We start from the raw sequence: 24,198 nt of genomic DNA on the forward strand, positions 1-24,198 counted from the left end.
CGACGTCCCAGATCAGGCGGTCGTCGGGGGTGTTGAAGACGTAGTGCAGGGCCACCGTCAGCTCGACCACGCCGAGGCCGGCGCCGAGGTGGCCGCCAGTGACGGAGACGGCGTCGATGGTCTCGGTGCGCAGCTCGTCGGCGAACTGGCGGAGCAGGTCGGGCCTCAGCGCGCGCAGATCGGCGGGACTGCGGACCTGATCGAGGAGCGGTGTCTTGCTGGTCGCGGTCATGGTTCCAGCTCCTTCGCGGCATCGGCAGCGTGATCGGTGCGCTGCACGGAGTCCCGGTGTCGTAATACCGCCACCGTCCGCGCTGCGAGACGCGGTTCTCGGTGGTAATCGATGATCCGCCCGTTGTTTTCGTGCTTTGCGCTGTGATGGGGATTGGTTGCGGCGACTTGCCGTTCTCTATCATCCAAATACAATGATGCACAAATGTGTAAATGGCTGACAAGCCTGAGTGGGTGCGTTCGGCGGTCAAATGTGGGGCAATCAATTGTGATACGGTAACAGCATTATTCCCGTGTTGGAAGATCATCGGGCGCCCTGAATCTTTCGGAGCAATCCAGGCCGGCTTTCCTCTATCTGGGATTAATGCTGACGTGGTGCTCCGCGCCGGTGGCGGAGCGCGGTCGTTGCGGCCCTGTCCCAAGGCAGTTCTGCACGATTGCATAGCATTGACTGAGTTGGTTCGCCCCGCCGCTTCTGCCGCCATAGACGATCCGGTCGACCACGCCGTCGCGAAACGTGAAGGTTGCTTCGCAGTCGAAGACGGCGATGTCGGCCGCGTACATCGGCCACCCCCAATACCCACCCCAGGATGGATAGGAGATGATCTGGCGGCTGACGTAGGTGAAGAAATCCTGGTTTCCGACGCTTATCCGCCGATCCGGCACCCCGGCGCAGGAAAGAAGATCGGCCTTCGACATGCCGACCATCGCCTGCTTGGCGTAAAGCGCCTGCTCCATCGCCGGGCTGGTGCACGCGCTCAGCGCGATGACGACCGCGCCCCATCGTGTGGGCCTGTGCATGTCCAGCCTCCGCACCGTGTGTCCTGCCGGGGCAATCGTGGGCCTTGCCGCCCCCGGACGCCGGATCGCGTAGCAGCGTGCAACCCCGTTCACGCCGCGATAAGTAGCTCGGGGTATCGGATGGACGCGCGGCGGTGCCGGAAGAGGGGACGGATACGGTGTCGGTGCTGAAATCTGCCCCCCTCGCAGAGAAGTCCCGGCGCATCCATCCGTTCAAGGCGATACGGTAACGGCATTCCACTCGCCGACAGGGATGATTTAATCGAGCCTATGCTTGGGATCGGGAGGCAGACCGGTCCCTTGCCTTGAACGATGCTTGATGATGATCCTGATGTTCTGGAGGGTGAAATGAACATGGTGCCGGATAGGTGGGCCGCCAGCGCGGCTGTGGCGTGTCTCGTCGTCGTCTGCGTGGTCGGGGGCTCGGTCGCCCAGGAGGCCAAGATGCCGCCGGACGGAACCATCGAATTCACCGGTGGATCCGCCGCCCTCGGCATCGGGTATTCCTGGGGAAGCGGCACCCTGTACTACAAGGGGAAGGAGTATCCGTTCACGGCGTCCGGCTTCACCCTGGCCGACATCGGCGCCACCCAGAACAAGGTCACCGCGGAAGTCTACAAGCTCAGCGCGGTGGAGGAGTTCCCGGGCACGTACAGCGTCGCGCAGACGGGCGGTGCTCTGGTCGGCGGCGGCGGCATCGGCTACCTGCAGAACGACAGGGGCGTCGTCCTGAAAGTGCTGTCGAATTCCCGGGGCGCGCGGTTGACGCTCGGCGTCGGCGGCGTGAACATCGCCATGAAATGAGCCGCGATCAGTCGCCCAGCTTCAGCCGTTTGGCGTGGCGCTCGATGTCCCGCTGGATGTCGAGCGCGATCGTCCGGGCCTCGTCCCGATCTCCGGCGCTTTCGAAGGCCCAGTGGCCACGTTGTCCGTCAGGCACCGGGTTCGGGCTGTAGAAGGCCACGATCCACGGCCAGCCATCGCCGTGGGTCGGGGGAGCGAGGACTTCGAGGACGACGCTTGGGTGGTGCTTTTTGAGCCGGCGGCCCAGAGGCGTGCGGTCGTCGAGCCGGTGCGGTGGTTCTTCTTGGAAGAGGCGCTTGTAGATCCTGCATTCTTCCTCGTCTTCGCAGACGAGGGCGATCACCTCGCCGCCGTGATGCGATCGGACGGCCAGGACGGTGACGCTTCTTCCTCGGTACACAGCTGTCTTCATGGCCATCGCAGAAGCCGGCCGCCGAGCAATATGCCCGGTCGGGGCATCGTTTTATTGTTTTCCAAAGGCTGATGTTTCCAATGAAGAATGATTGGGTCTCCGGGCAACTATTCGGATGCCATATGCCTTTGGAGGATTCGAGGGCGCACGGTTGAGGCGTCTTTGAACGCGTCGTCGTGGGCGCCAGTCGTTATGGTCCATAAACTGAACAAATGATTTATCGTTCCGGTATCCATAATTCACACGGTGGGATGAGGGGCGATATCACTAAGACGTTACGGTAGATTTCCTCGGGGATACCGCCTGACACTTGCCGGTGTACTAAACATTGCATTTGTTTATCTCTCTGCTGCGCCTGGCCGGGATTTGGTGGTTGGCGGCAGTCAAGCAAACCCCACGCAAACCGAAGGACGTTGAACGCCCAGTTCCGGGCTCAGAACCGTGGAGGCCAAAATGAACGGAAAGACCGTGATTCTCTCTGTGATGTGCCTTTCGCTCGCCGCGTGCACTGGTGGCAGCGGCGACGCCTTGAGCATGGGGGGCTATTCCGGAAGCAGCCAAGGGGGCTATGCGCCGTACTCGGGGGGCAGCGACGGCAGTCTGACCGCGTCCGGGTCCGAAGGAGGGCTTCCGCGGTATTCGAGAAGTGTCGCCGACTCGCAACTGGATCGGCATGGCCAATAGCGCGACGGACAAAGACGTCGGCAGCTCGCCGGGGCTGCCGACAACCCGGCGCAGCCCTGCCGTCGATGCCTGCAGCGCCACGGTGGGTTTAAAGTAGCCGGCGGCCGAGTGTGACGATGCTACGGTAACACCGCGCCGCGTCGGGCGCCGCGGTGGCGGGCATCCGGCGCGGCTTTCCTGCCTTGTGCCGGCGCGCGATCCTTGCCCTCCCCGGTTCGGGAACCGCTCCGTTGCGCCATCCTCCCGCTTTCGGCGGCGGCATCGGAGCCAAACCCGCCAATCAAAGGCACGTACAGGGCCGATCACCGCAAAACGGTGCGTCAGGGCGATGCGTATTTCTCAGCCGATCAACCCAGCCCGCTTGCAGAGGGGGCTGAGAAAATCCGGGACAATCCAGAGAATGCGTCCTGATGCACTGACGGATACGGTACGCAAATGCGTCAATGTTCAGGGTTTTCTTTGAAAGTATTCCGGAGTGTACGCGCTCCGATACCGTAACAAAATGAACCGTTGCGCCCTTCAACGCCAAACTCCGAACGGCGCAGGCTTCCTGCCTCATGTCCTGGGCGGGCTCCAAACGCATCATTGAGAGGATACACGATGGACGATCGCAGGCAGCAGCCCTTCGCGGAGTGGCTCTCGGCCTGGAACGCGGCAGCCTCCCTGTTCGCCCCGTTCGCCATCCGGCCGGAGGGCTCCGGCGCCCCGCACCCGGCCAGGGGCGCCGCGGGCGGACCGCTGATGCCGGTGTTTCCCAATCCCGTCCAGCAGGCGGTGGACTACGGCGTCGACGCCATGCAGCGCTGGTTCCTGCTCCTGGACGTCCTGCGCCGCCGCGGCGACCAGTTCATCGAGCACGCCAAGCAGGGAAAGCCGCCGGTCCTCACCTTCCCGCACGAGGTCGTGATGGACGGGCGGACGCTGACGCGGCCGTGCAACTACGTGCTGCTGCACATCCTGCCCGGTCCGGACGCGCCGACGGACCCGGTTAAGCGCCCCTTCGTCATCGTCGATCCGCGCGCCGGCCACGGCCCCGGCATCGGCGGCTTCAAGCCGGACAGCCAGATCGGCGCCGCGCTCAAGGCCGGGCATCCCTGCTACTTCATCGGCTTCTTCCCCGATCCCGTGCCGGGGCAGACCCTGGCCGACGTCGGGATGGCGGAGGCCGCGTTCATCGAGCACGTCGGCAACCTCCATCCGCACGCCGACGGCAAGCCGTGCGTCATCGGCAACTGCCAGGCGGGATGGGCGGTGATGGCGCTGAGCGCGGTCCGGCCCGACCTGATGGGGCCGATCATCATCGCCGGCTCTCCGTTGTCCTATTGGGCCGGCGTGAAGGGGCAGAACCCGATGCGATACCTGGGGGGGCTGTACGGCGGCGCGTGGCTCGCCGCGCTGGCCGGCGACCTCGGCAACGGCCGCTTCGACGGCGCGCACCTCGTCGGCAACTTCGAGAAGCTCGACCCGGCCAACACCTACTGGAAGAAGACGTACAACCTGTACGCCTCGATCGATACGGAAGCGGCGCGCTACCTCGAGTTCGAGAAGTGGTGGGGCGGCTTCTTCCTGCTCAACGGCGAGGAGATCGAGACGATCACCGACGACCTGTTCGTCGGCAACAAGCTCGCCAGCGGCGGAATCATCAAGAACGGGCGGCGGCTCGACCTGCGGAACATCAAGTCGCCGATCCTGATCTTCGCGTCCTTCGGCGACAACATCACGCCGCCGCAGCAGGCGCTCGGCTGGATCCTCGACCTCTACGACACGGTGGAGGAGATCCGGTCGCGCGAGCAGACCATCGTCTACAACCTCCACCACGACATCGGGCACCTCGGGATCTTCGTGTCGAGCCGTGTGGCGAAGCGGGAGACGGCGGAGTTTGTCGAGAACATCGACCTCATCGACCTGCTGCCCCCCGGCCTCTACGAGATGATCATCCAGCCCAAGGATCCCGACGCCCCCGGCGCCGACCTGATCGCCGGCGGCTACATGACCCGCTTCGAGCCGCGCACGCTCGACGACATCCGGGATCTCGGCGGGAACACGCCGGAGGACGATCGGCGCTTCGCCACGGTCGCCCGTGTCTCCGAGATCAACAAGGGCCTGTACGAGACCTTCGCGCGCCCCGCGATCCGGGATGCCGTCACCGAGCCCCTGGCCGAATGGCTGCGCCTGACGAACCCGGCGCGGGCGCAGCACTACCTGTTCTCGCACCTCAACCCCTTCATGGCGCCGGTCGAGGCGCTCGCGCGCTGGGCCCGCGACAACCGCCGCCCGGTGGATGCCGAGAACCCGTACCTGAAGGCGCAGGCAATGGTCTCCCAGGGCATCGCGCAGTCGCTCGACCACTGGCGGGACCGGCGCGACGCCGCCGTCGAGCGCCTGTTCCTGTCGGTCTACGATTCCCCGCTGCTGCAGGCGCTGGTCGGGCTGGCCGCACCGGGCGAGCCGCCGCGGGCGCCGCATGTCCGCGACGAGGCGTTCGAGGCCCTCTTCGAGAAGAGGATGGAGGAGATCAAGGGCCGCATCGCCGAAGGCGGGCTGCTGGAGGCGCTGTTCCGCGTCCTCATCTACGCGCGGCGGCGCGAGGGGGCGCTGGACGAACGGGTCTTCCAGATGCTGCGCAAGGTCCGCGACGAGCGTGACGTCGCCGAACGTCCCTCCCTGGACCGCGTGCGCGAGGTCTTCCGGGAGCAGGTCTTCCTGATGCAGCTGGACGAGCCGGCAGCCCTGGCGGCGCTGCCGAAGCTGGTGGGCAAGGGGCAGCAGCGCAAGGAGCTTCCGGCCGTGGCCGAGCGGATCCTGGCCGCCTCCGGCCCCCTCACCGCCGATCAGCGCGCCCGCCTGCACCAGGTGGAGACCCTGCTGGCCCTCGAGGACGGCGCCGAGATCGAGGCGCGCCTGCGGGTCCTCACCCTGGGCGAACAATCATCGACGACGGCCGCCGCTGCGGCGGCGGCTGCGATCGGCACCGGCACCGGGCGGGGCAGGGCCCCGGCGAACCGGAAGGTCAAACCATAAGAAGGACGGGGCCGGCGCCGCACGGTCCGGGCGCCCGACCACAAGGAGAACCGCACCATGAGCAACGCGCATGAATCACCGTCGCCGGCGGACGCCAGGATGGACGCCGCGAAGTCGCCCCCCGGCCTCGACGACCTGATCACGCCGGACGAACTGCGCAGGATCGCCGAAGAACGCGAGATGGCGATGCTTCGCGAGGCCCTGGAGTTGGACAAGAAGCGCCAGAAGGACCAGGATTCCGTCCGCGATGCCTTCATGAACCAGCACGTCCGCCCGGACGCCAAGGAGCGGTTCACGCGGGCGGTGCGGGAAGCCGCCGAACGCGGCGTGAGGGAAATCCAGGTCGTCCGCTTCCCGAGCAGCTGGTGCACCGACGGCGGGCGGGCGATCAACAACTTCGAGTCGGACTGGCCGAATTCCCTGACCGGCTTTGCCCGCGAGGCCTACGAGGTCTACGAGCACGCCCTGAGGCAGAAAGGATACAAGCTCCGGGCGCAGATCCTGGACTACCCCGGCGGCATGCCCGGCGACGTCGGCCTCTTCCTGCGCTGGTGAGGGGACGCCATGACCGACACCCAGACACGGCCCGATGCCCCTCCGGCCGGTTCGCCGGCCCGCCGGCACGAGAAGTACGAACGGCTCGTCGCGGCGTGCCGGGAGATTCCGCCGGTGCCGACGGCGGTCGTCCATCCCTGCGACGCCACCTCGCTCGGCGGCGCGATCGACGCGGCCAAGCAGGGCTTCATCACGCCGATCCTCGTCGGCCCGGCCGCGCGCATCCGGGCGGCGGCCGAGGAGGCCGGGCTGGACCTCGCGGGCTGCGAGATCGTCGAGGCGCCGCACAGCCACGCCGCGGCGGCGGCGGCGGTGGAACTGGTGCGGCTGGGGCGGGCCCGGCTCCTGATGAAGGGCAGCCTGCACAGCGACGAGCTGCTGCACGCCGTGGCGCGGCGCGAGGCGGGGCTGCGGACGGAGCGGCGGATCAGCCACGTCTTCATCATGGACGTGCCGACCTACCCGAAGCCGCTGTTCATCACCGACGCCGCGGTGAACATCGCGCCGACGCTGGAAGAGAAGCGCGACATCATCCAGAACGCCATCGACCTGGCGCGGGCGCTGGGCATCGAGCAGCCGAAGGTGGCGATCCTGTCGGCGGTGGAGACCATCAACCCGAAAATCCCCTCCACGGTCGAGGCCGGCGCGCTGTGCAAGATGGCCGACCGCGGGCAGATCACCGGCGGCCTGCTCGACGGGCCGCTGGCGCTCGACAACGCGATCAGCCCGGAAGCCGTGCGCATCAAGGGAATCGCGTCGCCGGTCGCGGGGCAGGCCGACATCCTGGTCGTGCCGGATCTCGAGGCGGGCAACATGCTCGCCAAGAATCTGACCTTCCTGGCGAACGCCGACGCCGCGGGCATCGTGCTCGGCGCGCGGGTGCCGATCGTGCTGACCAGCCGGGCCGACAGCGTGATGACGCGTATGGCGTCCTGCGCGGTGGCGGCGCTGTACGCGCACCGGCAGGCCCTTGGACAGCCGGTGAAGGGGTGACGCCATGGCCGACACGATTCTCGTGCTCAACGCCGGCTCGTCCAGCATCAAGTTCCAGCTGTTCGACGTCGACGGCCTGGGCGTGCGCCTGCGCGGGCAGATCGAGGGCATCGGCACGCAGCCGCGGCTGGTCCTGAAGGGGGACGACGACGCGGCGCATGTCGAACCGCTTCCCGACCGGCCCGGCGACGGCGTGCCCGAAGCGCTCGCCTTCCTGGGAGGCTGGCTGCGCAGGCAACTCGGCGGCGCGATGCCGGTGGCGGTCGGCCATCGCGTCGTGCATGGCGGGGCCGCCTATCCCGCCCACGTGGCGGTCGACGACGCGGTGATCGCCACGCTGGAGACCTACGTCCCGCTGGCGCCCCTGCACCAGCCGAACAATCTGGCGCCGATCCGGGCGATCCGCGCGCTCATGCCCGACGTGCTCCAGGTGGCGTGCTTCGACACCGCCTTCCACCGGCACCACTCCGAGCTGGCCGACCGCTACGCCATCCCGGAGGAACTGTACCGCGAGGGCGTGCGCCGCTACGGCTTCCACGGGCTGAGCTACGAGTACATCGCGCGGCGCCTGCCCCAGCTCGCGCCCGAGGTCGCCGGCGGGCGCGTCGTGGTCGCCCATCTCGGCAGCGGGGCCAGCATGTGCGCCATTCACGACGGGCGCAGCGTCGAAAGCTCCATGGGCTTCACCGCGCTGGACGGGCTGCCGATGGGAACGCGGCCGGGGCAGCTGGATCCCGGCGTCGTCCTGTACCTGATCGACAAGGGCATGGACGTCCGCGCGGTCGAGCGGATGCTCTACCACGACTGCGGCCTGAAGGCCCTGTCCGGGATCAGCAACGACGTCCGCGACCTGCTCGCCAGCCCGGACCCGCGGGCCGCGCTGGCGCTGGGGTACTTCGTCCACCGGGCCAGCCTCGCCGTCGGGGCGCTGGCGGCCGCCATGGGCGGCATCGACGCGCTCGTCTTCACCGCCGGCATCGGCGAACGCGCGCCGGTGATCCGCAAGGCGATCGCCCAGCGGGCGCGCTGGCTCGGCGTCGCCATCGACGAGCGGGCCAACGAGGCGGGCGAGTTGCGCATCACGCGGCCCGACAGCCGGGTCAAGGCCTACGTCATCCCGACGGACGAGGAGCGGATGATCGCGCTCCACACCCGGGACATCCTCGCCGGGCGGCATCCCGCCTGAGCCGGCCATCGAGAGGGAGCGCGGCAGCATGGCATGGACGGGAAGAGCGGCGATCGTCATCAGCCTCATGCTCCTGGGGTGCCGGCAGTCGGCGCCGCCGCCGGCCGAGGCGACGCTGGTCCGCGCCCTGCCGGTGCAGGTGACGCAGTTCAACCGCACGGCGGCCCTGACGGGCGAAATCCAGGCGCGCAGCGAGAGCAACCTGAGCTTCCGCGTCGGCGGCAAGGTGGTCAGGCGGCTCGCCGACGTCGGGCAGGCGGTGACGAGCGGACAGCTGCTCGCGCAGCTCGACAGCCAGGACCAGGAAAACTCCGTGAAATCGGCGGAGTCCGACGTGTCCGCGGCGAAGGCCTTCGTCGAGCAGAGCCGAACCCAGGAGGAGCGCCAGCGTGGGCTGCTCGCCGACGGGTTCACCACCCGGGTCCAGTACGACAACGCGCAGCGCCGCTACAGCCAGGCCCAGGCCGAGCTGAGTTCGGCGGAGGCGAAGCTGCGCTCGGCCAAGGACACCCTGTCCTACACGGAGCTGCGGGCCGACCGCGACGGCGTCATCACCGCCAAGGCGGCGGAAGCCGGGCAGGTGGTCGCCGCCGGCCAGATGGTGCTGCGGCTGGCCGATCCCGCCGAGCGGGAGGCGGTCTTCCAGGTGCCGGGGGCGAGCCTCCGGCTCGAGGACCGGACCAGCGTGCCGCCGGTCGAGGTCCGGCTGGTCAGCGACCCGACCATCACCGCGGAGGGAACCATCCGCGAGGTGTCGCCGGGCGTCGATCCGGTGACCCGCACCTACACGGTCAAGGTGGCGCTGCGCGGCGCGCCCCCGGCCTTCCTGCTGGGAGCCGCGGTGACCGGGCGGGCCAAGCTGCCGACGCAGTCGGTCGTCAATCTGCCCTCGACGGCGCTGTTCCAGACGGCGGAGGGCCGGCCCGCGGTGTGGGTCGTGGCGCGGCCGGCCGACACGGTGAGCCTGCGGCCGATCTCCGTCCTGCAATACGACACCGGCACCTTCACCGTCGCCGACGGCCTGGCGGTCGGCGACGTCGTCGTGGTCGGCGGCGTCCAGAAGCTGCGGGTGGGGCAGAAGGTGGCCATCAAGCAAGGGAGCGGCGCATGACGCACGCGGCGCAGCGACGGATGGCCGGTCCGCCTTCGGTTGCCCTCCTCCTGCTGGCGGCGGCGCTCGGCGGGTGTCAGGAGGCGAACCGGCACGAGGAGGGGGCCGCCCCGATGGTTCGGCCCGTCCGCACGGTGACCGTCAATCCGGTCGCCTTCCGCATTGCCGGCACCGTCACCGGAACCATCGAGGCGCGGGCCGACGCCGACCTGGGCTTCCGCATCGCCGGCAAGCTCGTCCAGCGGCTCGTCGATGTCGGGGACCGGGTCAGCGCGGGCGCCGTCCTCGCCCGGCTGGACGACCAGGACCAGCGCAACGCGCTGCGGACGGCGGAGGCGAACCTGGCCGCCGCGCAGGCCGAACAGCTGCAGGCGCGCAACGAGGAACTTCGCAAGCGCCAGCTGCTGGCGAACGGGAACACGTCGCAGATGATCTACGACGCGGCGCTGCTGTCGATGCGGACGGCGGAGGCCAAGGTCGTGGCGGCGGACGCGGCGCTCCAGTCGGCCCGCGACCGCGTCGGCTACACCGAGCTCCAGGCCGACCGGAACGGCGTGGTGACCGCGGTCGGCGCGGAGCCCGGCCAGGTGGTCGAGGCGGGCGGGATGGTGGTGCGGGTCGCCCAGCCGGAGGAGCGCGAGGCGGTGTTCAACATCCCCGAGGCCGGCATCCGCGGCGCGCCGAAGGAGCCGCTGATCGAGGTGGCGCTGGCCGGCGCGCCGGACCTCACGGCGCTCGGGCGGGTCCGCGAGGTCTCGCCGCAGGCCGACCCGGTCACCCGCACGCACACCGTCCGGATCGCGTTGGAGAACCCGCCCGACGCCCTGCGGCTGGGGGCGACCGTGACCGGGCGCCTCAAGCAGCCGCCGGCCCCCGTGGTCGAGCTGCCGGCGTCGGCGGTGTTCGAGGACGCCGGGCGGGTGTTCGTCTGGCTCGCCGATCCCAAGGCCCAGGCCGTCCATCGCCACGAGATCGCCGTCCAGACCCGCGAGGCCGAGCGTCCGGTCACCGTCACCAGCGGGCTGTCCCGCGGCGACGTCGTGGTCACCGCGGGGGTGCACAGCCTTTCCGAGGGCCAGCGGGTCCGGCTCAACCAGGAAACCCAAGCGGCGGTGGCACGATGACGGGCTTCAATCTCTCCGAGTGGGCGCTGAAGCACCGCTCCTTCGTCTGGTACCTGATCCTCTCGCTGACGCTGGCCGGCGGCATGGCGTACATGCGGCTGGGCCGGGAGGAAGATCCCGCCTTCACCATCAAGACCATGGTGGTGCAGGCCAACTGGCCCGGCGCCACCATCGACGACACGATGAACCTGGTGACCGACCCGATCGAGAAGAAGCTCGAGGAGGTCCCGTACCTCGACTATGTCAAGAGCTACACCAAGCCCGGCGTGTCGGTCGTCTACGTCAACCTGAAGGACTACACGCCCGCCGATCAGGTGCCGGACCTCTGGTATCAGGTCCGCAAGAAGATCGCCGACATGAAGGGCGCGCTGCCGCAGGGCGTGCTGGGGCCGGCCTTCAACGACGAGTTCGGCGACACCTTCGGCACCGTCTACGCCTTCACGGCCGACGGCTTCAGCTACCGCGAGCTCAAGGACTACGCGGAGTTCGCGCGGGCCGAGCTGATGCGCGTGCGCGACGTCGGCAAGGTGCAGTTCGTCGGCCTGCAGAACGAGAAGATCTACCTCGATTTCTCGACGCGGCAGCTCGCCGCGATGGGCATCGACCGCGAGCAGGTGATCGCCGAACTCCAGGCCCAGAACGCGGTGGCGCCGGCCGGCGTGGTCCAGGCCGGGGACGAGAAGATCACCGTGCGGGTGAGCGGCGCCTTCACGTCCGAGGACAGCCTGCGCGCGATCAGCCTGCGGGCCAACGGCAAGTTCTATCGGCTGGCCGATCTGGCGCAGGTGCGGCGCGGCTACGTCGACCCGCCGACGCCGATCTTCCGCTACAACGGCGAACCCGCCATCGGCCTGACGATCTCCATGGCGCCGGGCGGCAACGTGCTGGCCTTCGGCGAGGGGATCCACGAGCGGATGCGCCAGGTCGAGGCCAACCTTCCGGTGGGCATCGGCGTGCATCTCGTCGCCAACCAGTCGGTGGTCGTCGAGGAATCGGTCGCCGGCTTCACCAAGGCGCTGAAGGAGGCGGTCGTCATCGTGCTGGCGGTCAGCTTCGTCAGCCTGGGCCTGCGCGCCGGGCTGGTGGTGGCGACGTCCATCCCGCTGGTGCTGGCGATGACCTTCATGGGCATGGAGTTCTACGGCATCGCGCTGCAGCGGATCTCGCTGGGCGCGCTGATCATCGCGCTGGGCCTGCTGGTGGACGACGCGATGATCACCGTGGAGATGATGATCACCAAGCTGGAGGAAGGCTTCACGCTGGATAAGGCGGCGACCTTCGCCTACACCTCCACGGCCTTCCCGATGCTGACCGGCACCCTGATCACCGTGGCCGGCTTCATCCCGATCGGCTTCGCCCAGGGCGGGGCGGCGGAATACTGCTTCACGCTGTTCGCGGTGATCGCGATGGCGCTGCTGTTCTCCTGGATCGTGGCGGTCCTGTTCGCCCCGCTGATCGGGGTGAACGTCCTGAAGGCCGACATGGGCAAGCAGCACGCGCACGAGCCCGGCCGGCTGATGCGCGCGTTCCGGGGCAGCCTGCGCTTCGCCATGCGGATGCGGTATCTGGTGATCCTGGTGACGGTCGCGCTGTTCGCGCTGTCGGTCTACGGCATGCGCTTCGTGCAGCAGCAGTTCTTCCCGGCCTCCGACCGCCCGGAACTGCTGGTCAACCTGACGCTTCCCCAGTCCGCGTCCATCCTGTCGACCCGCGACACGGTGAACCGGCTGGAGAAGGTGCTGGCGGCCGACCCGGACGTCGAGCACTGGAGCTTCTACATCGGCCAGGGCGCGGTGCGCTTCTACCTGCCCCTGGACGTCCAGCTCGCCAACGACTACTTCGCGCAGGCCGTGGTCGTGACCAAGAGCTACAAGATCCGCGACGCCGTCCGCGCCCGGCTGGAGAAGGTCCTGAACGAGGACTTCTCCGACCTGAACACCCGGGTGAGTCCGCTGGAGCTGGGGCCGCCGGTCGGCTGGCCGATCCAGTACCGCGTGTCCGGGCCGGACGTCGGCGGGGTGCGGTCGCTGGCCGCGCGGATGGCCGACACCATCGGCACGAACCCCCACACCCAGCTCATCAACTACGACTGGAACGAGCCGGCGAAGGTCGTGCGGGTCGATGTGGACCAAGACAAGGCGCGCCTGCTGGGAATCAGCTCCAAGTCCCTGACGCAGGCCCTGAACGCCACGGTGTCGGGCGCCGCCTTCACCCAGGTGCGCGACAACATCTACCTGATCGACGTCGTCGCCCAGGCCAGCAACGCGGAGCGCAGCTCCATCGAGACGCTGCGCAACCTCCAGATCGCCATCCCGGACGGACACACCGTGCCGCTGGGAGAGGTCGCGACGCTGCGCTACGACCTGGAGCAGCCGCTGATCTGGCGGCGCGCGCGGCTGCCGACGATCACCGTGCAGGCGGACCTCGTCCCGCCGCTCCAGGCGGCGACGGTGGTGACGCAGCTGGCGCCCGCCGTGGACGAGCTGCGGCGCAGCCTGCCGCCCGGCTACTCCATCGAGGTCGGCGGCACCGTCGAGAACAGCGCCAAGGGCATGGCGTCGATCACCGCGGTCTTCCCGATCATGGTCTTCGTCATGCTCACGGTGCTGATGGTCCAGCTCCAGAGCTTCCAGAAGCTCTTCCTGGTGATCAGCGTCGCCCCGCTCGGCCTGATCGGCGTCGTCGCGGCGCTGCTGCCGACCGGCACGCCGCTGGGCTTCGTCGCCATCCTGGGCGTGGTCGCGCTGATCGGCATGATCGTCCGCAACTCGGTCATCATGATCGCCCAGATCGACGAGCATCTGGCCATGGGCGAGCACCCGTGGGACGCGGTGATCAACGCCACCATGCACCGGGTGCGCCCCATCCTGCTGACCGCGGCGGCGGCCAGCCTGGGCATGATCCCCATCGCGCCGGAGGTCTTCTGGGGGCCGATGGCCTACGCGATCATCGGCGGCCTGATCGTGGCGACCATGCTGACGCTGCTGTTCCTGCCGGCGCTCTACGTCGCGTGGTTCCGCATCGCGGAACCCGGAGCGGAGAAGCGGGAAGCCGCCGCGCCCGGCCACGGCGAGGCCGCGCGCCAGCATGAGCCCCCACCCCCGAAGGGAGCGGCCCGGGGGGCCTGAACACGCCACACGTCACCACCAAACCGGGCACCACCAAACCGGGCACCACCAAACCGGGCAACACCAAACCAGGGAGGATCGCATGCGGGAAGCGGATGATCGCCGGCAGGCCGGGGAAACGGCCGAACAGCTTCGGCTTCGGCAGGCCCGTGAGCAGAACGTCCCCTGGAAGGCATGGGGCCCCTACCTCAGCGAGCGGCAGTGGGGGACGGTGCGCGAGGACTACAGCCAGTCCGGCGACAGCTGGGCCTACTTTCCGCACGATCAGGCGCGCTCGCGCGCCTACCGGTGGGGCGAGGATGGTCTGGCCGGCATCTCCGACGACCAGCAGAACCTCTGCTTCGCGGTCGCGCTGTGGAACGGCCGCGACCCCATCCTCAAGGAACGCCTGTTCGGGCTGGTCAACTCCGAAGGCAATCACGGCGAGGACGTGAAGGAATATTACTACTACCTCGACAGCACGCCGACCCACTCGTACATGAAGTACCTGTACAAGTATCCGCAGGCGGCGTTTCCCTACAAGGACCTCGTCGAGACGAACCAGCGGCGGAACCGGCACGACCCGGAGTACGAGCTGCTGGACACCGGGGTGTTCCGCGAGAACCGCTATTTCGACGTGTTCGTGGAGTATGCCAAGGAGTCCCCCGGAACGATCCTCATCCGGATCACCGCGTGCAACCACGGCCCCGATGCCGCCGACCTGCACGTCCTGCCGACGCTGTGGTGGCGCAATACCTGGTCCTGGGGCGGGCAGGCCGGGGATCCGACGCGCCGGCCGGCGCTTCACGACGTCTCCGGCCCGTCGCGGCGGCCGACCGTCCGGGCCACCGCTCCGGACGGCACGGAGGCGACGCTCCACTGCGACGGCGAGCCGGCGCTTCTGTTCACCGAAAACGAAACCAACATGGAACGCCTGTTCGGCGTCCCGAACCGCAGCCCCTACGTCAAGGACGGCATCGACTCCTGCGTCGTCCACGGGCGCGCGGACGCCGTGAACCCGGAAAAGGCCGGCACCAAGGCGGCGGCGCATTACCGCCTGACGCTCGGTCCCGGCGAGAGCCGCGTCGTTCGCCTGCGGCTCGACACCGACGGCGCGGGCGGAGCGGACGTCTTCGGCGCCGGCTTCGACGAGGTGTTCGAGGCGCGCCGGGCCGAGGCCGACGCGTTCTACGCCGCCATCAGCCCGCCCGGCTTCGGCGCCGACCAGGCCCTCGTGTTCCGCCAGGCCCTCGCGGGCATGCTGTGGAGCAAGCAGCTCTACCGGTACGAGGTGAGCGCGTGGCTGGAGGAGCACGGGGCCGGCCCCTTCAAGGCCGGGCGGAAGTCGGCTCCCCGGAACGAACACTGGCACCACATGCACAACGCCGACATCATCTCGATGCCGGACAAATGGGAATATCCCTGGTACGCCGCGTGGGATCTCGCGTTCCACGTCCTCGCGCTGTCCCTGGTCGATCCCGACTTCGCCACGCAGCAGCTCGACCTGATGGTGCGGGAGCGCTACCTGCACCCCAACGGGCAGCTTCCCGCGTACGAGTGGAACTTCGGCGACGTGAACCCGCCGGTGCACGCCTGGGCCAGCATCTTCACCTACCGCCTGATCAAGGCGCGCGGTCGCAAGGAGGATGTCCGCTGGCTGGAGCAGCTCTTCCAGAAGCTGCTGCTGAACTTCACATGGTGGCTGAACCGCAAGGACCGCGAGGGCCGGAACGTCTTCGAGGGCGGCTTCCTGGGGCTGGACAACATCGGCGTGTTCGACCGCAGCGCGCCCCTGCCGACCGGCGGCCACCTGGAGCAGGCGGACGGCACCGCGTGGATGGCGCTGTTCAGCCTGAACATGATGGAGATCGCCGTCGAACTGACGGCGCACAACCCGATCTACGTCGACATGAGCCTCAAGTTCGCCGAGCACTTCCTGTGGATCGCGTCGGCGATGACCCGCCTCGGCGACGACACCGGCATGTGGGACGAGGAGGACGGCTTCTTCTACGACGTGCTGCGCCTGCCGGACGGGCGCTCGGAGCGGCTCAAGGTCCGTTCCATGGTGGGGTTGCTGCCGCTGTGCGGGGTGTGCGTGTTCGACGGTTCGCTGCTCGCCGACTTCCCGGACATCGCGCAACGCTTCAGCGCCTTCCTCGCCAGCCGGCCGGAGATGGTGGGCGCCATGCACGACCCGCGGCAAGGGGGCTACGATGGCCGCCGGCTCGCCTCGATCCTGAACGAGCACAGGCTCCGCCGCGTGCTGGCCCATATGCTCGACGAGGGCGAGTTCCTCAGCCCCTACGGCATCCGCTCGATCTCCCGCCACCACGCCGACCACCCCTATTCCTTCACGGTCGGCGGCCAGGAGTTCCGGGTCTCCTACCTGCCGGCGGAATCCGACAGCGGCATGTTCGGCGGGAACTCGAACTGGCGCGGACCGGTCTGGATGCCGGTCAACGCCCTGATCATCCGGGCGCTGATGCAGTACTACATGTACTTCGGCGACGATTTCACGGTCGAGTGCCCGACGGGTTCGGGGCGGTTCATGACCCTGTACGAGGTCGCCGAGGAGATCGCGCGGCGCCTCGCGGCCATCTTCCTGAAGGACGCCGACGGACGACGTCCCGTCTTCGGCGGCGCCGAGACGTTCCAGCAGGACCCCGAGTGGCGCGACCACATCCTGTTCTACGAGTACTTCCACGGCGACAACGGGGCGGGCATCGGGGCCAGCCACCAGACCGGCTGGACGGGCCTCGTCGCCCGGATGATGCACCTGTTCGCCACCAGCACGCCGCAGGAGGCGCTTGCCGGAGGCAAGGGCGCCTACGCCGCCAAGACCGCCATGCCGGCCCACGAAGTCTGAGCAACGTTGCCGGCCGGCCGGACGCACTCGCGATAGGGGCAGAACAGCCATGACGGACTTCATGCATGACGAGCGGCTCGCGTACGCCGAGCCTCTGGACGCGCCGGACCGCGACGAGACGGGCTATGTCCGCAAGGCGCTCGTCCTGTCGATGATGCTGATCCTGCTGATCGGCTGCTTCGTGGTGCTCCGGCCGTTCATCGCGGCGATCCTGTGGGCGGTCATCCTCACCTTCAGCACCTGGAGCCTGCACGAGCGCCTCGAGCGCGCGCTCGGCGGCCGGACGACGCTCTCGGCGGCCATCATGACGCTGCTGGTCATGGCGGTGCTCATCGGGCCGCTCGCGGCGCTGGGCATCGGGCTGTCGGAGAACGTCGTGCGCCTGTTCGAGGGCGTCCATCGGGTGATCGAGGAGGGGCTGCCCCCGTTGCCCGCCGAGCTGGCCGGCCTTCCCCTGGTCGGCGACCGGCTGCAGGAGATCTGGGAGGCCCTGGCCCGCGGCGAGGCGGACCTTCGCACCATGCTTCAGCCGCAGATGGGACGGATCCGCGACCTGGTCGTCGCGGCCGCCAGCGGCCTTCTGTCCGGGACGTCGCTGATCGCGATCAGCGTCTTCATCGCCTTCTTCCTCTACCGCGACGGCCGGGCCGGCGTGCGCCGGCTGCGGAACGTCATGGGGCGGATCGCCGGCCTCCGGGCGCGCCAGTCCCTCGACGTCGCCGGCGATACGATCAACGGGGTCGTGCACGGCGTTCTCGGCACCGCCCTGGTGCAGGCGATCGCCGCCGCGCTCGGCTACCGCGTCGCCGGCGTTCCGGGCGCCTTCCTCCTGGGGTTCATCACCTTCTTCCTCACCCTGGTGCCGATGGGGCCGGCGATCATCTGGATCCCGGCGGCGGTCTGGCTGTTCAACAAGGGCGACACCGGCATGGCGCTGTTCATCGTCGTGTGGGTCGGCATCGTGGTCGGCAGCCTCGACAACATCCTCCGGCCGATCCTGGTCGGCCGGAGCGCCAATCTGCCCTTCATCGTCATCTTCCTGGGGATTGTCGGCGGCCTGATCGCGCTCGGTCTGATCGGACTCTTCCTCGGCCCGGTGCTGCTCGCCGTCGCCTACCGCCTCGTCGGGGAATGGAGCGGCGGGACCGAGCAGGCCGGCGCCGCCGCGGTCGTCGCCACGGTGCAGGAAGGGCGGAAGCCCGCATGACGTGTGGCGCGAGGGCTGGTGGCCCGCCGTTCTACCCGGCGGGCCACGCGCGTTCCGGGACGAACTTGAACGGATAATCGGGCTCCCGGTAGCCGTCCGGATCCTGCCGCTTGGGCAGCTTCACCTTTTCCCTCGGCAACTCCTCGTAGGGAATGTGGTCCAGCATGTGGCGGATGATGTTCAGGCGCGCCCGCTTCTTGTCGTCCGACCGCGCGACGAACCAGGGCGCCCATGAGCTGTCGGTCGCCGCGAACATCTCGTCGCGGGCGCGCGAGTAGTCGTACCAGCGGCCATAGGATGTCACGTCCATCGGCGACAGTTTCCAGACCTTCCGCCCGTCGGTGATCCGCGCCTCCAGCCGGCGCGTCTGCTCCTCCGGGCTGACCTCCAGCCAGTATTTCAGCAGGATCACGCCGGACTCGATGATCGCCTTCTCGACGCTGGGAACGACATCGAGGAATCGTCGCGCCTGCTTCTCGGTGCAGAAGCCCATCACCCGCTCGACGCCGGCGCGGTTGTACCAGCTCCGGTCGAAGATGACGACCTCGCCGGCGGCCGGGAGATGCGGGATGTAGCGCTGGACGTACATCTGCGACTTCTCGCGCTCGGTCGGACTCGGCAGGGCGATGACGCGAAACACGCGCGGGCTCACGCGCTCGGTGATCGCCTTGATGGTCCCGCCCTTGCCGGCGGTGTCGCGCCCTTCGAACAGGATGCAGATCTTCATGCCCTTGTGGACGACCCACTGCTGCAGCTTGACCAGTTCGACGTGAAGCTTCGCAAGCTCGTCCTCGTAGTCCCGCCGCGTGAGCTTCGTCGGCGTGGAGTCCACGTCTTCGGTGTGCTTCCGCTTCTTGGACATGCGCATCGTCCTTGCTGCTGGAACACCGGCATGGCCGGCACCGTCATCGGGATGGCCGGTCGATATCTTGACTCCTGGCTGCCGCCCCCGCCCGCGATAAAAGGGCGTGCCGACCTAGGCACATGGAGGTATTCGCGGGCGTCGCCCGGTGCCGCCGAAGCCGGCGCCTCAGCCCCGCGCGGCCAGCGAGGCGAAGAACGCGCTGATGCAGTCCTGCGCCACGGCGACCGAACCGGCGGGGTCCTCGTTCTCCAGCATCCGGCTGAGCAGCCCGATCATCAGCGCGTGCATCGCCAGCGCGGCGGCGGTCGGCGGCCAGGACGGCGACAGGATGCCCTTCTGCCCCGCCAGTTCGAAGAAGCGGGTCGACCGCTCCACCATCTGGTCGATCCGGTCCTGCTTGCGCTGGGCGACCGCCCGCATCTCCTCCACGTATTCGCAGCGATGGAACAGGATCGTGAAGACCCGGCGGCGCCGCAGGTCGCTCGCCATCACCTGGAAGACGTCGTTCAGCGCGCCGCACAGGCGGTCCAGGGGTTGATCGGCCTCCTGGGAGAGCAAACAATCAATGACGTCCTCCTGCGGCAGCCGGGCGCGGGCCTGCATCGCGTCGAACAGGTCCACCTTGTTGCGGAAGTGCCAGTACACGGCGCCGCGCGTCACGCCCGCCGCGCGTGCGATCTCCTCGAGCGTGGTGCGGGCCACGCCGCGCTCGAAGAACACCAGCTCCGCCGCATCCAGGATGGCGTTGCGGGTCTGCTCCGCCTCTTCCTTGGTCCGCCTTGCCATCGCCACACCCCTGATCCGCCCGCCCTTTACATACATGCATGAATGTCGGTATACAACACGCCCACGACAGACCTGCCGGGAACCGTCATGACCGCCACTCCCATGCGCCGCCCCCCTCATAGCATCGGCGCGGCCCTGTTCGCCGCCGCCGTGGCCGTGGTCGCCTGCGGCGTATCGCCCGGCCCGGCCCTGGCCCAGCAACCGGCGCCGCCGCCTCCGGAGGTGTCCACCGTCACCGTGCAGCCGCACGACGTGCCCCTGAGCTTCGAGTACGCCGGCCGGGTCACCGGCTCGCGCGAGGTCGAGGTGCGGGCGCGGGTCAACGGGATCCTGCTGGAACGCACCTACGTCGAGGGCTCGCGGGTGAAGCAGGGCGACGTGCTGTTCCGCATCGACCCGGAGCCCTATCAGGTCAAGCTGACGCGCGCCGAGGCGCAGCTGCGCCAGGAGGAGGCGCGCCTGATGCAGGCGGAGCGCAACTGGAAGCGCATCGAGCCCCTGTTCCGCAGCGAGACGGCCAGCGGACGCGACCGCGACGAGGCGCTGTCGGCCCTGGATCTGGCCCGCGCCAGCGTCGCGGTGGCGCAGGCCGAGGTGAAGGCCGCCCGCATCGACCTGAACTACACCCAGGTGGTCGCCCCGGTCAGCGGCATCACCGCGCGCGAAGCGATGTCGGAGGGCAGCCTGGTCGGCACCGGATCGAGCGACGGCCTGCTGACGCACATCACGCAGCTCGACCCCGTCTACGTGAACTTCGCCATCCCCGACGCCGAGGCCGCGACCTACCGCGAGCTGGTCGAGCAGGGCGCCGTGGCGATCCCCGCCGACGGCAAGCTGCCGGTGCGCGTGCGCACCGCCGCCGGAACGCTGTCCGAGGAGAGCGGCCGGCTCAACTACACCGACAGCACCGTCGATCCGCGCACCGGCACCATCCAGGCCCGCGCCGTCGTGCCCAATCCGGCGGGCCGGCTGCTGCCAGGGCAGTTCGTGCGCGCCGTGGTGCAGGGCATAACCCTGAAGAACGCCGTCACCATCCCGCAGAAGGCGGTGATGCAGGGCCCGCAGGGCGCCTTCGTCTACGTCGTTCCCGGCGAGGGGGAGGTGCCGGCGCAGGTCCGCCCGGTCAAGCTCGGCCGCGCGGTGGACAGCGAGTTCGTGGTCGCCGACGGCCTGAAGGGCGGCGAGCGCGTGATCACCGAAGGCGTCATCAAGGTGCGCCCCGGCGCGCCGGTGCGCGTCGCCTCCGCCCAGGCCAACCAGCCCGCCCAGGCCGGTGCGAAGGACGCGGCGCAGGAGGCCAAGCGATGATCTCGCGCTTCTTCATCGACCGGCCGGTCTTCGCGACCGTGCTGTCGGTCGTCATCGTGCTCGCCGGCCTCGTCGCCATGCGGGCGCTGCCGATTTCCCAGTACCCGGAAATCGTGCCGCCGGAGGTCGTCGTCTCCGCCACCTACCCCGGCGCCAACGCCGAGGTGATCGCCGAGACGGTGGCCGCCCCGCTGGAGCAGCAGATCAACGGCGTGGACCGCATGCTCTACATGCGCTCCAGCGCGTCCTCCAGCGGCACCGTGTCGGTGACCGTGACCTTCCAGATCGGCACCAACCCCGATCAGGCGACCATCGACGTGAACAACCGCGTCCAGGCCGCCATGGCCCGGCTGCCCGAGGAGGTCCGCCGCCAGGGCGTGACCGTGCGCAAGCGCTCCACCTCGATCCTCCAGGTCGTCACCATGTCCTCGCCGGACAAGCGCTACGACCCGGTGTTCGTGTCGAACTACGCGCTGCTGAACGTCATCGACGACCTGAAGCGCACGCCGGGCGTCGGCGACGCCTCGCTGTTCGGGGCCAAGGACTACGCGATGCGCATCTGGCTGAAGCCGGACAAGCTGGCGCGCTTCGAGCTGACGCCCAGCGACGTCGCCGCCGCGGTGCGCGAGCAGAACTCGCAGTTCGCCGCCGGCAGCTTCGGCCAGGAGCCGATGGCGACGCCGCAGGCCTTCACCTACAGCGTCACCACGCCCGGCCGCCTGCTCGACCCCGAGGAGTTCGGCAACATCATCCTGCGCTCCGACAGCAACGGCGCTGCGCTGCGGCTGAAGGACGTGGCGCGGGTGGAGCTGGGCGCGCAGGACTACAACTTCTCGGCCACCTACAACGGCAGCCCGGCGGTCGCCATCGGCGTGTACCTCCAGCCGGGCGCCAACGCGCTGGCCACCGCCGCGGCGGTGCGCGCCAAGATGGACGAGGTCGCCAGGCGCTTCCCCGAGGGCGTCGCCTACTCGATCCCCTTCGACACCACGAAGTTCGTCCAGGTCTCCATCGACGAGGTGATCCACACCTTCATCGAGGCGCTGATCCTCGTTGTCTGCGTGGTGTTCGTGTTCCTGCAGAACTGGCGGGCGACCATCATCCCGCTGCTGGCGGTGCCGGTGTCGCTGATCGGCACCTTCGCCGGCATGTACCTGCTGGGCTTCTCCATCAACCTGCTGACGCTGTTCGGCATGGTGCTGGCCATCGGCATCGTGGTGGACGACGCCATCGTGGTGCTGGAGAACGTCGAACGCATCATGACGCAGGACAAGCTGTCGCCGCGCGACGCCGCGTTCGAGGCGATGGAGGAGGTCAGCGGCCCGGTCATCGCCATCGTGCTGGTGCTGTGCGCCGTGTTTGTGCCGGTCGGCTTCATGGGCGGGCTGGTCGGGCAGATGTACAAGCAGTTCGCCATCACCATCGCGGTGTCGGTGATCATCTCCGGCATCGTGGCGCTGACGCTGACGCCGGCGCTCTGCGCGCTGATCCTGAAGCCGGGCCATGGCGAGCCCATGCTGCCCTTCCGCCTGTTCAACCGCGCGTTCGAGCGGGTGACCAACGGCTACCTGCACGGCGTGCGCTTCTTCACGCGCCGGGCGGTGCTGAGCGTGCTGATCTTCGCGGGGCTGATCGGCGCGACCTACGGCCTGTTCCAGCGCGTGCCCGGCGCGCTGGCGCCGGAGGAGGACCAGGGCTACGTCTTCATGATGCCGATCCTGCCGCCGGCCGCCTCGCTCAGCCGGACGGTCGCGGTGACCGACACCATCAACGGCATGCTGATGCAGCATCCGGCCGTGAAGGACGTGGTGACCTTCGCCGGCTTCGACCTGCTGTCCATGGCGAACAAGACCAGCGCCGGCGTGTCCTTCGTGACGCTGAAGGACTGGTCCGAGCGCACGGACCCGAAGATGGACGCCCGCGCGCTGACCGGCGCCTTCATGGGCATGGCGAGCGGCATCAAGGACGCCATGGTGCTGTCCTTCAACCCGCCGCCGATCACCGGCATGAGCACCACCGGCGGCTTCGAGCTGTACGTGCAGAACCGCGGCGGCGGCGACGCCAACGCGCTGATGCAGGCCACCAGCGCGCTGGTGGCGGAGGCGGCCAAGCGCCCCGAGCTGGCCGGTGTGCGCACCACCTTCTCCACCGCGGTGCCGCAGTACCGCGTCACCATCGACCGCGACAAGATCAAGGCGCTGGACGTGCCGCTCAACGTGATCTTCGACACGATGCAGAGCAGCTTCGGCAGCCTGTACGTGAACGACTTCACGCTGTTCGGCCGCGCCTACCGGGTGAACCTGCAGTCCGAGCCGGAATTCCGCGAGAAGCCGGACGACCTGCGGCACGTCTTCGTCCGCTCCAACCGGGGCGACATGATCCCGCTGGACTCGCTGGTGTCGGTCCAGCGCATCATCGGGCCCGACCTGATGGAGCGCTACAACGTGTTCCCGGCGGCCAAGGTCATGGGCAGCCCGGCGCCCGGCTACAGCTCGGGGCAGGCGCTGGCGGCGATCCAGGACGCGGCGGCGAAGGTCCTGCCGGAGACCTTCTCCATCGGCTTCGTCGGATCGGCCTTCCAGGAGCAGGCGACCCAGGGCACTGCCTCGCAGGCGTTCCTGTTCGGCATCATCATGGTGTTCCTGATCCTGGCGGCGCAGTACGAGCGCTGGTCGCTGCCGCTGGCGGTGGTGACGGCGGTGCCGTTCGCCGTGTTCGGCGCCGTGCTGGCCATCTGGCTGCGCGGGCTGCAGAACGACGTGTACTTCCAGATCGGCCTCGTCACGCTGATCGGGCTGGCGGCGAAGAACGCCATCCTGATCGTCGAGTTCGCGGTCCAGCTCCACCACGAGGGCAAGAGCGTGTTCGACGCGGCCATGGAGGCGGCGCGCCTGCGCTTCCGCCCCATCATCATGACCTCGCTGGCCTTCATCCTGGGCTGCGTGCCGCTGGCGATCAGCTCGGGCGCCGGCGCCGGCAGCCGCCACTCCATCGGCACCGGCGTCATCGGCGGCATGCTGGCGGCCACGTTCCTGGCGATCTTCTTCGTGCCGCTGTTCTACCGGCTGGTGTCGCAGCTCACCGAGCGAAGGAAGGCGCGCAAGGCCGTGCGCGGCGACGCGCCGGCCTGACGCGGC

Annotated in this window: 17 protein-coding genes; 12 read left to right on the forward strand and 5 right to left on the reverse strand. The window is 68.8% G+C overall.

Annotated features, from left to right (window positions below):
• The coding region (locus ACRWK7_RS17725; protein ID WP_431857598.1) for a 1-deoxy-D-xylulose-5-phosphate synthase N-terminal domain-containing protein at positions 1-232 on the reverse strand (232 nt) is incomplete at its 3' end.
• A 350-nt stretch (positions 233-582) separates the two neighbouring features.
• Positions 583-1,032 (reverse strand): hypothetical protein, encoded by a 450-nt coding sequence (locus ACRWK7_RS17730; RefSeq protein ID WP_431857599.1) that lies wholly within the window; start codon positions 1,030-1,032, stop codon positions 583-585.
• A gap of 348 nt (positions 1,033-1,380) precedes the next feature.
• On the opposite strand from ACRWK7_RS17730, the gene ACRWK7_RS17735 reads away from it, so the two are divergent.
• Entirely contained in the window at positions 1,381-1,836 is a 456-nt protein-coding gene (locus ACRWK7_RS17735) for an EipA family protein (RefSeq protein WP_431857600.1), read from the forward strand.
• A gap of 7 nt (positions 1,837-1,843) precedes the next feature.
• Here ACRWK7_RS17735 and ACRWK7_RS17740 read toward each other — a convergent pair whose 3' ends face one another.
• Entirely contained in the window at positions 1,844-2,254 is a 411-nt protein-coding gene (locus tag ACRWK7_RS17740; protein ID WP_431857601.1) for a hypothetical protein, read from the reverse strand.
• 1,278 nt (positions 2,255-3,532) lie between these two features.
• On the opposite strand from ACRWK7_RS17740, the gene ACRWK7_RS17745 reads away from it, so the two are divergent.
• The 9 genes from ACRWK7_RS17745 (at position 3,533) to ACRWK7_RS17785 (ending at position 18,102) form a co-directional block, all read left to right on the forward strand.
• Positions 3,533-5,953: a DUF3141 domain-containing protein gene (locus ACRWK7_RS17745; RefSeq protein ID WP_431857602.1), complete on the forward strand. Its 2,421-nt coding sequence runs from the start codon at positions 3,533-3,535 to the stop codon at positions 5,951-5,953.
• Positions 5,954-6,010: 57 nt separating this feature from the next.
• Positions 6,011-6,508, forward strand: coding sequence for a hypothetical protein (locus tag ACRWK7_RS17750; RefSeq protein ID WP_431857603.1), 498 nt, complete (start codon positions 6,011-6,013; stop codon positions 6,506-6,508).
• 9 nt (positions 6,509-6,517) lie between these two features.
• Positions 6,518-7,501: a bifunctional enoyl-CoA hydratase/phosphate acetyltransferase gene (locus ACRWK7_RS17755; protein WP_431857604.1), complete on the forward strand. Its 984-nt coding sequence runs from the start codon at positions 6,518-6,520 to the stop codon at positions 7,499-7,501.
• Positions 7,502-7,505: 4 nt separating this feature from the next.
• Complete coding sequence (locus ACRWK7_RS17760) at positions 7,506-8,687, forward strand: acetate/propionate family kinase (RefSeq protein WP_431857605.1); 1,182 nt, start codon at positions 7,506-7,508, stop codon at positions 8,685-8,687.
• A gap of 28 nt (positions 8,688-8,715) precedes the next feature.
• A complete protein-coding gene (locus ACRWK7_RS17765; RefSeq protein WP_431857606.1) occupies positions 8,716-9,798 on the forward strand; it encodes an efflux RND transporter periplasmic adaptor subunit in 1,083 nt (360 codons plus the stop codon).
• Positions 9,795-10,922 carry an efflux RND transporter periplasmic adaptor subunit gene (locus ACRWK7_RS17770; RefSeq protein ID WP_431857607.1) on the forward strand — a complete coding sequence of 376 codons (1,128 nt, stop codon included), beginning with the start codon at positions 9,795-9,797 and terminating at the stop codon, positions 10,920-10,922. Before ACRWK7_RS17765 ends, ACRWK7_RS17770 begins: the two co-directional genes overlap by 4 nt.
• Complete coding sequence (locus tag ACRWK7_RS17775) at positions 10,919-14,050, forward strand: efflux RND transporter permease subunit (protein ID WP_431857608.1); 3,132 nt, start codon at positions 10,919-10,921, stop codon at positions 14,048-14,050. The genes ACRWK7_RS17770 and ACRWK7_RS17775 overlap by 4 nt, the downstream gene beginning before the upstream one ends.
• 82 nt (positions 14,051-14,132) lie before the next feature.
• Positions 14,133-16,895, forward strand: a complete 2,763-nt coding sequence (locus ACRWK7_RS17780; RefSeq protein ID WP_431857609.1) for an MGH1-like glycoside hydrolase domain-containing protein — start codon at positions 14,133-14,135, stop codon at positions 16,893-16,895.
• Positions 16,896-16,944: 49 nt separating this feature from the next.
• Complete coding sequence (locus ACRWK7_RS17785; protein WP_431857610.1) at positions 16,945-18,102, forward strand: AI-2E family transporter; 1,158 nt, start codon at positions 16,945-16,947, stop codon at positions 18,100-18,102.
• Between the two features lie 31 nt (positions 18,103-18,133).
• Here the strand turns inward: ACRWK7_RS17785 and ppk2 are convergent, their stop codons facing one another.
• Positions 18,134-18,964, reverse strand: a complete 831-nt coding sequence (gene ppk2 / locus ACRWK7_RS17790; RefSeq protein ID WP_431857611.1) for a polyphosphate kinase 2 — start codon at positions 18,962-18,964, stop codon at positions 18,134-18,136.
• Positions 18,965-19,132: 168 nt separating this feature from the next.
• Positions 19,133-19,753, reverse strand: a complete 621-nt coding sequence (locus ACRWK7_RS17795; protein WP_431857612.1) for a TetR family transcriptional regulator — start codon at positions 19,751-19,753, stop codon at positions 19,133-19,135.
• Positions 19,754-19,840: 87 nt separating this feature from the next.
• Here ACRWK7_RS17795 and ACRWK7_RS17800 point away from each other — a divergent pair, with 87 nt between their 5' ends.
• Together ACRWK7_RS17800 and ACRWK7_RS17805 are read left to right on the forward strand one after the other, a co-directional pair.
• On the forward strand, positions 19,841-21,061 hold the full coding sequence (locus tag ACRWK7_RS17800) for an efflux RND transporter periplasmic adaptor subunit (protein ID WP_431857613.1): 1,221 nt from the start codon (positions 19,841-19,843) through the stop codon (positions 21,059-21,061).
• A complete protein-coding gene (locus ACRWK7_RS17805; RefSeq protein ID WP_431857614.1) occupies positions 21,058-24,192 on the forward strand; it encodes an efflux RND transporter permease subunit in 3,135 nt (1,044 codons plus the stop codon). The genes ACRWK7_RS17800 and ACRWK7_RS17805 overlap by 4 nt, the downstream gene beginning before the upstream one ends.
• Positions 24,193-24,198: the final 6 nt, after the last annotated feature.

It is taken from the genome of Azospirillum sp. (assembly GCF_050789165.1).

Coding starts and splice junctions, on each gene's coding strand:
- ACRWK7_RS17730 (WP_431857599.1), bottom strand. CDS start 1,032: ATGCACAGGCCCACACGATGGGGCGCGGTCGTCATCGCGCTGAGCGCG.
- ACRWK7_RS17735 (WP_431857600.1), top strand. CDS start 1,381: ATGAACATGGTGCCGGATAGGTGGGCCGCCAGCGCGGCTGTGGCGTGT.
- ACRWK7_RS17740 (WP_431857601.1), bottom strand. CDS start 2,254: ATGGCCATGAAGACAGCTGTGTACCGAGGAAGAAGCGTCACCGTCCTG.
- ACRWK7_RS17745 (WP_431857602.1), top strand. CDS start 3,533: ATGGACGATCGCAGGCAGCAGCCCTTCGCGGAGTGGCTCTCGGCCTGG.
- ACRWK7_RS17750 (WP_431857603.1), top strand. CDS start 6,011: ATGAGCAACGCGCATGAATCACCGTCGCCGGCGGACGCCAGGATGGAC.
- ACRWK7_RS17755 (WP_431857604.1), top strand. CDS start 6,518: ATGACCGACACCCAGACACGGCCCGATGCCCCTCCGGCCGGTTCGCCG.
- ACRWK7_RS17760 (WP_431857605.1), top strand. CDS start 7,506: ATGGCCGACACGATTCTCGTGCTCAACGCCGGCTCGTCCAGCATCAAG.
- ACRWK7_RS17765 (WP_431857606.1), top strand. CDS start 8,716: ATGGCATGGACGGGAAGAGCGGCGATCGTCATCAGCCTCATGCTCCTG.
- ACRWK7_RS17770 (WP_431857607.1), top strand. CDS start 9,795: ATGACGCACGCGGCGCAGCGACGGATGGCCGGTCCGCCTTCGGTTGCC.
- ACRWK7_RS17775 (WP_431857608.1), top strand. CDS start 10,919: ATGACGGGCTTCAATCTCTCCGAGTGGGCGCTGAAGCACCGCTCCTTC.
- ACRWK7_RS17780 (WP_431857609.1), top strand. CDS start 14,133: ATGCGGGAAGCGGATGATCGCCGGCAGGCCGGGGAAACGGCCGAACAG.
- ACRWK7_RS17785 (WP_431857610.1), top strand. CDS start 16,945: ATGACGGACTTCATGCATGACGAGCGGCTCGCGTACGCCGAGCCTCTG.
- ppk2 (WP_431857611.1), bottom strand. CDS start 18,964: ATGTCCAAGAAGCGGAAGCACACCGAAGACGTGGACTCCACGCCGACG.
- ACRWK7_RS17795 (WP_431857612.1), bottom strand. CDS start 19,753: ATGGCAAGGCGGACCAAGGAAGAGGCGGAGCAGACCCGCAACGCCATC.
- ACRWK7_RS17800 (WP_431857613.1), top strand. CDS start 19,841: ATGACCGCCACTCCCATGCGCCGCCCCCCTCATAGCATCGGCGCGGCC.
- ACRWK7_RS17805 (WP_431857614.1), top strand. CDS start 21,058: ATGATCTCGCGCTTCTTCATCGACCGGCCGGTCTTCGCGACCGTGCTG.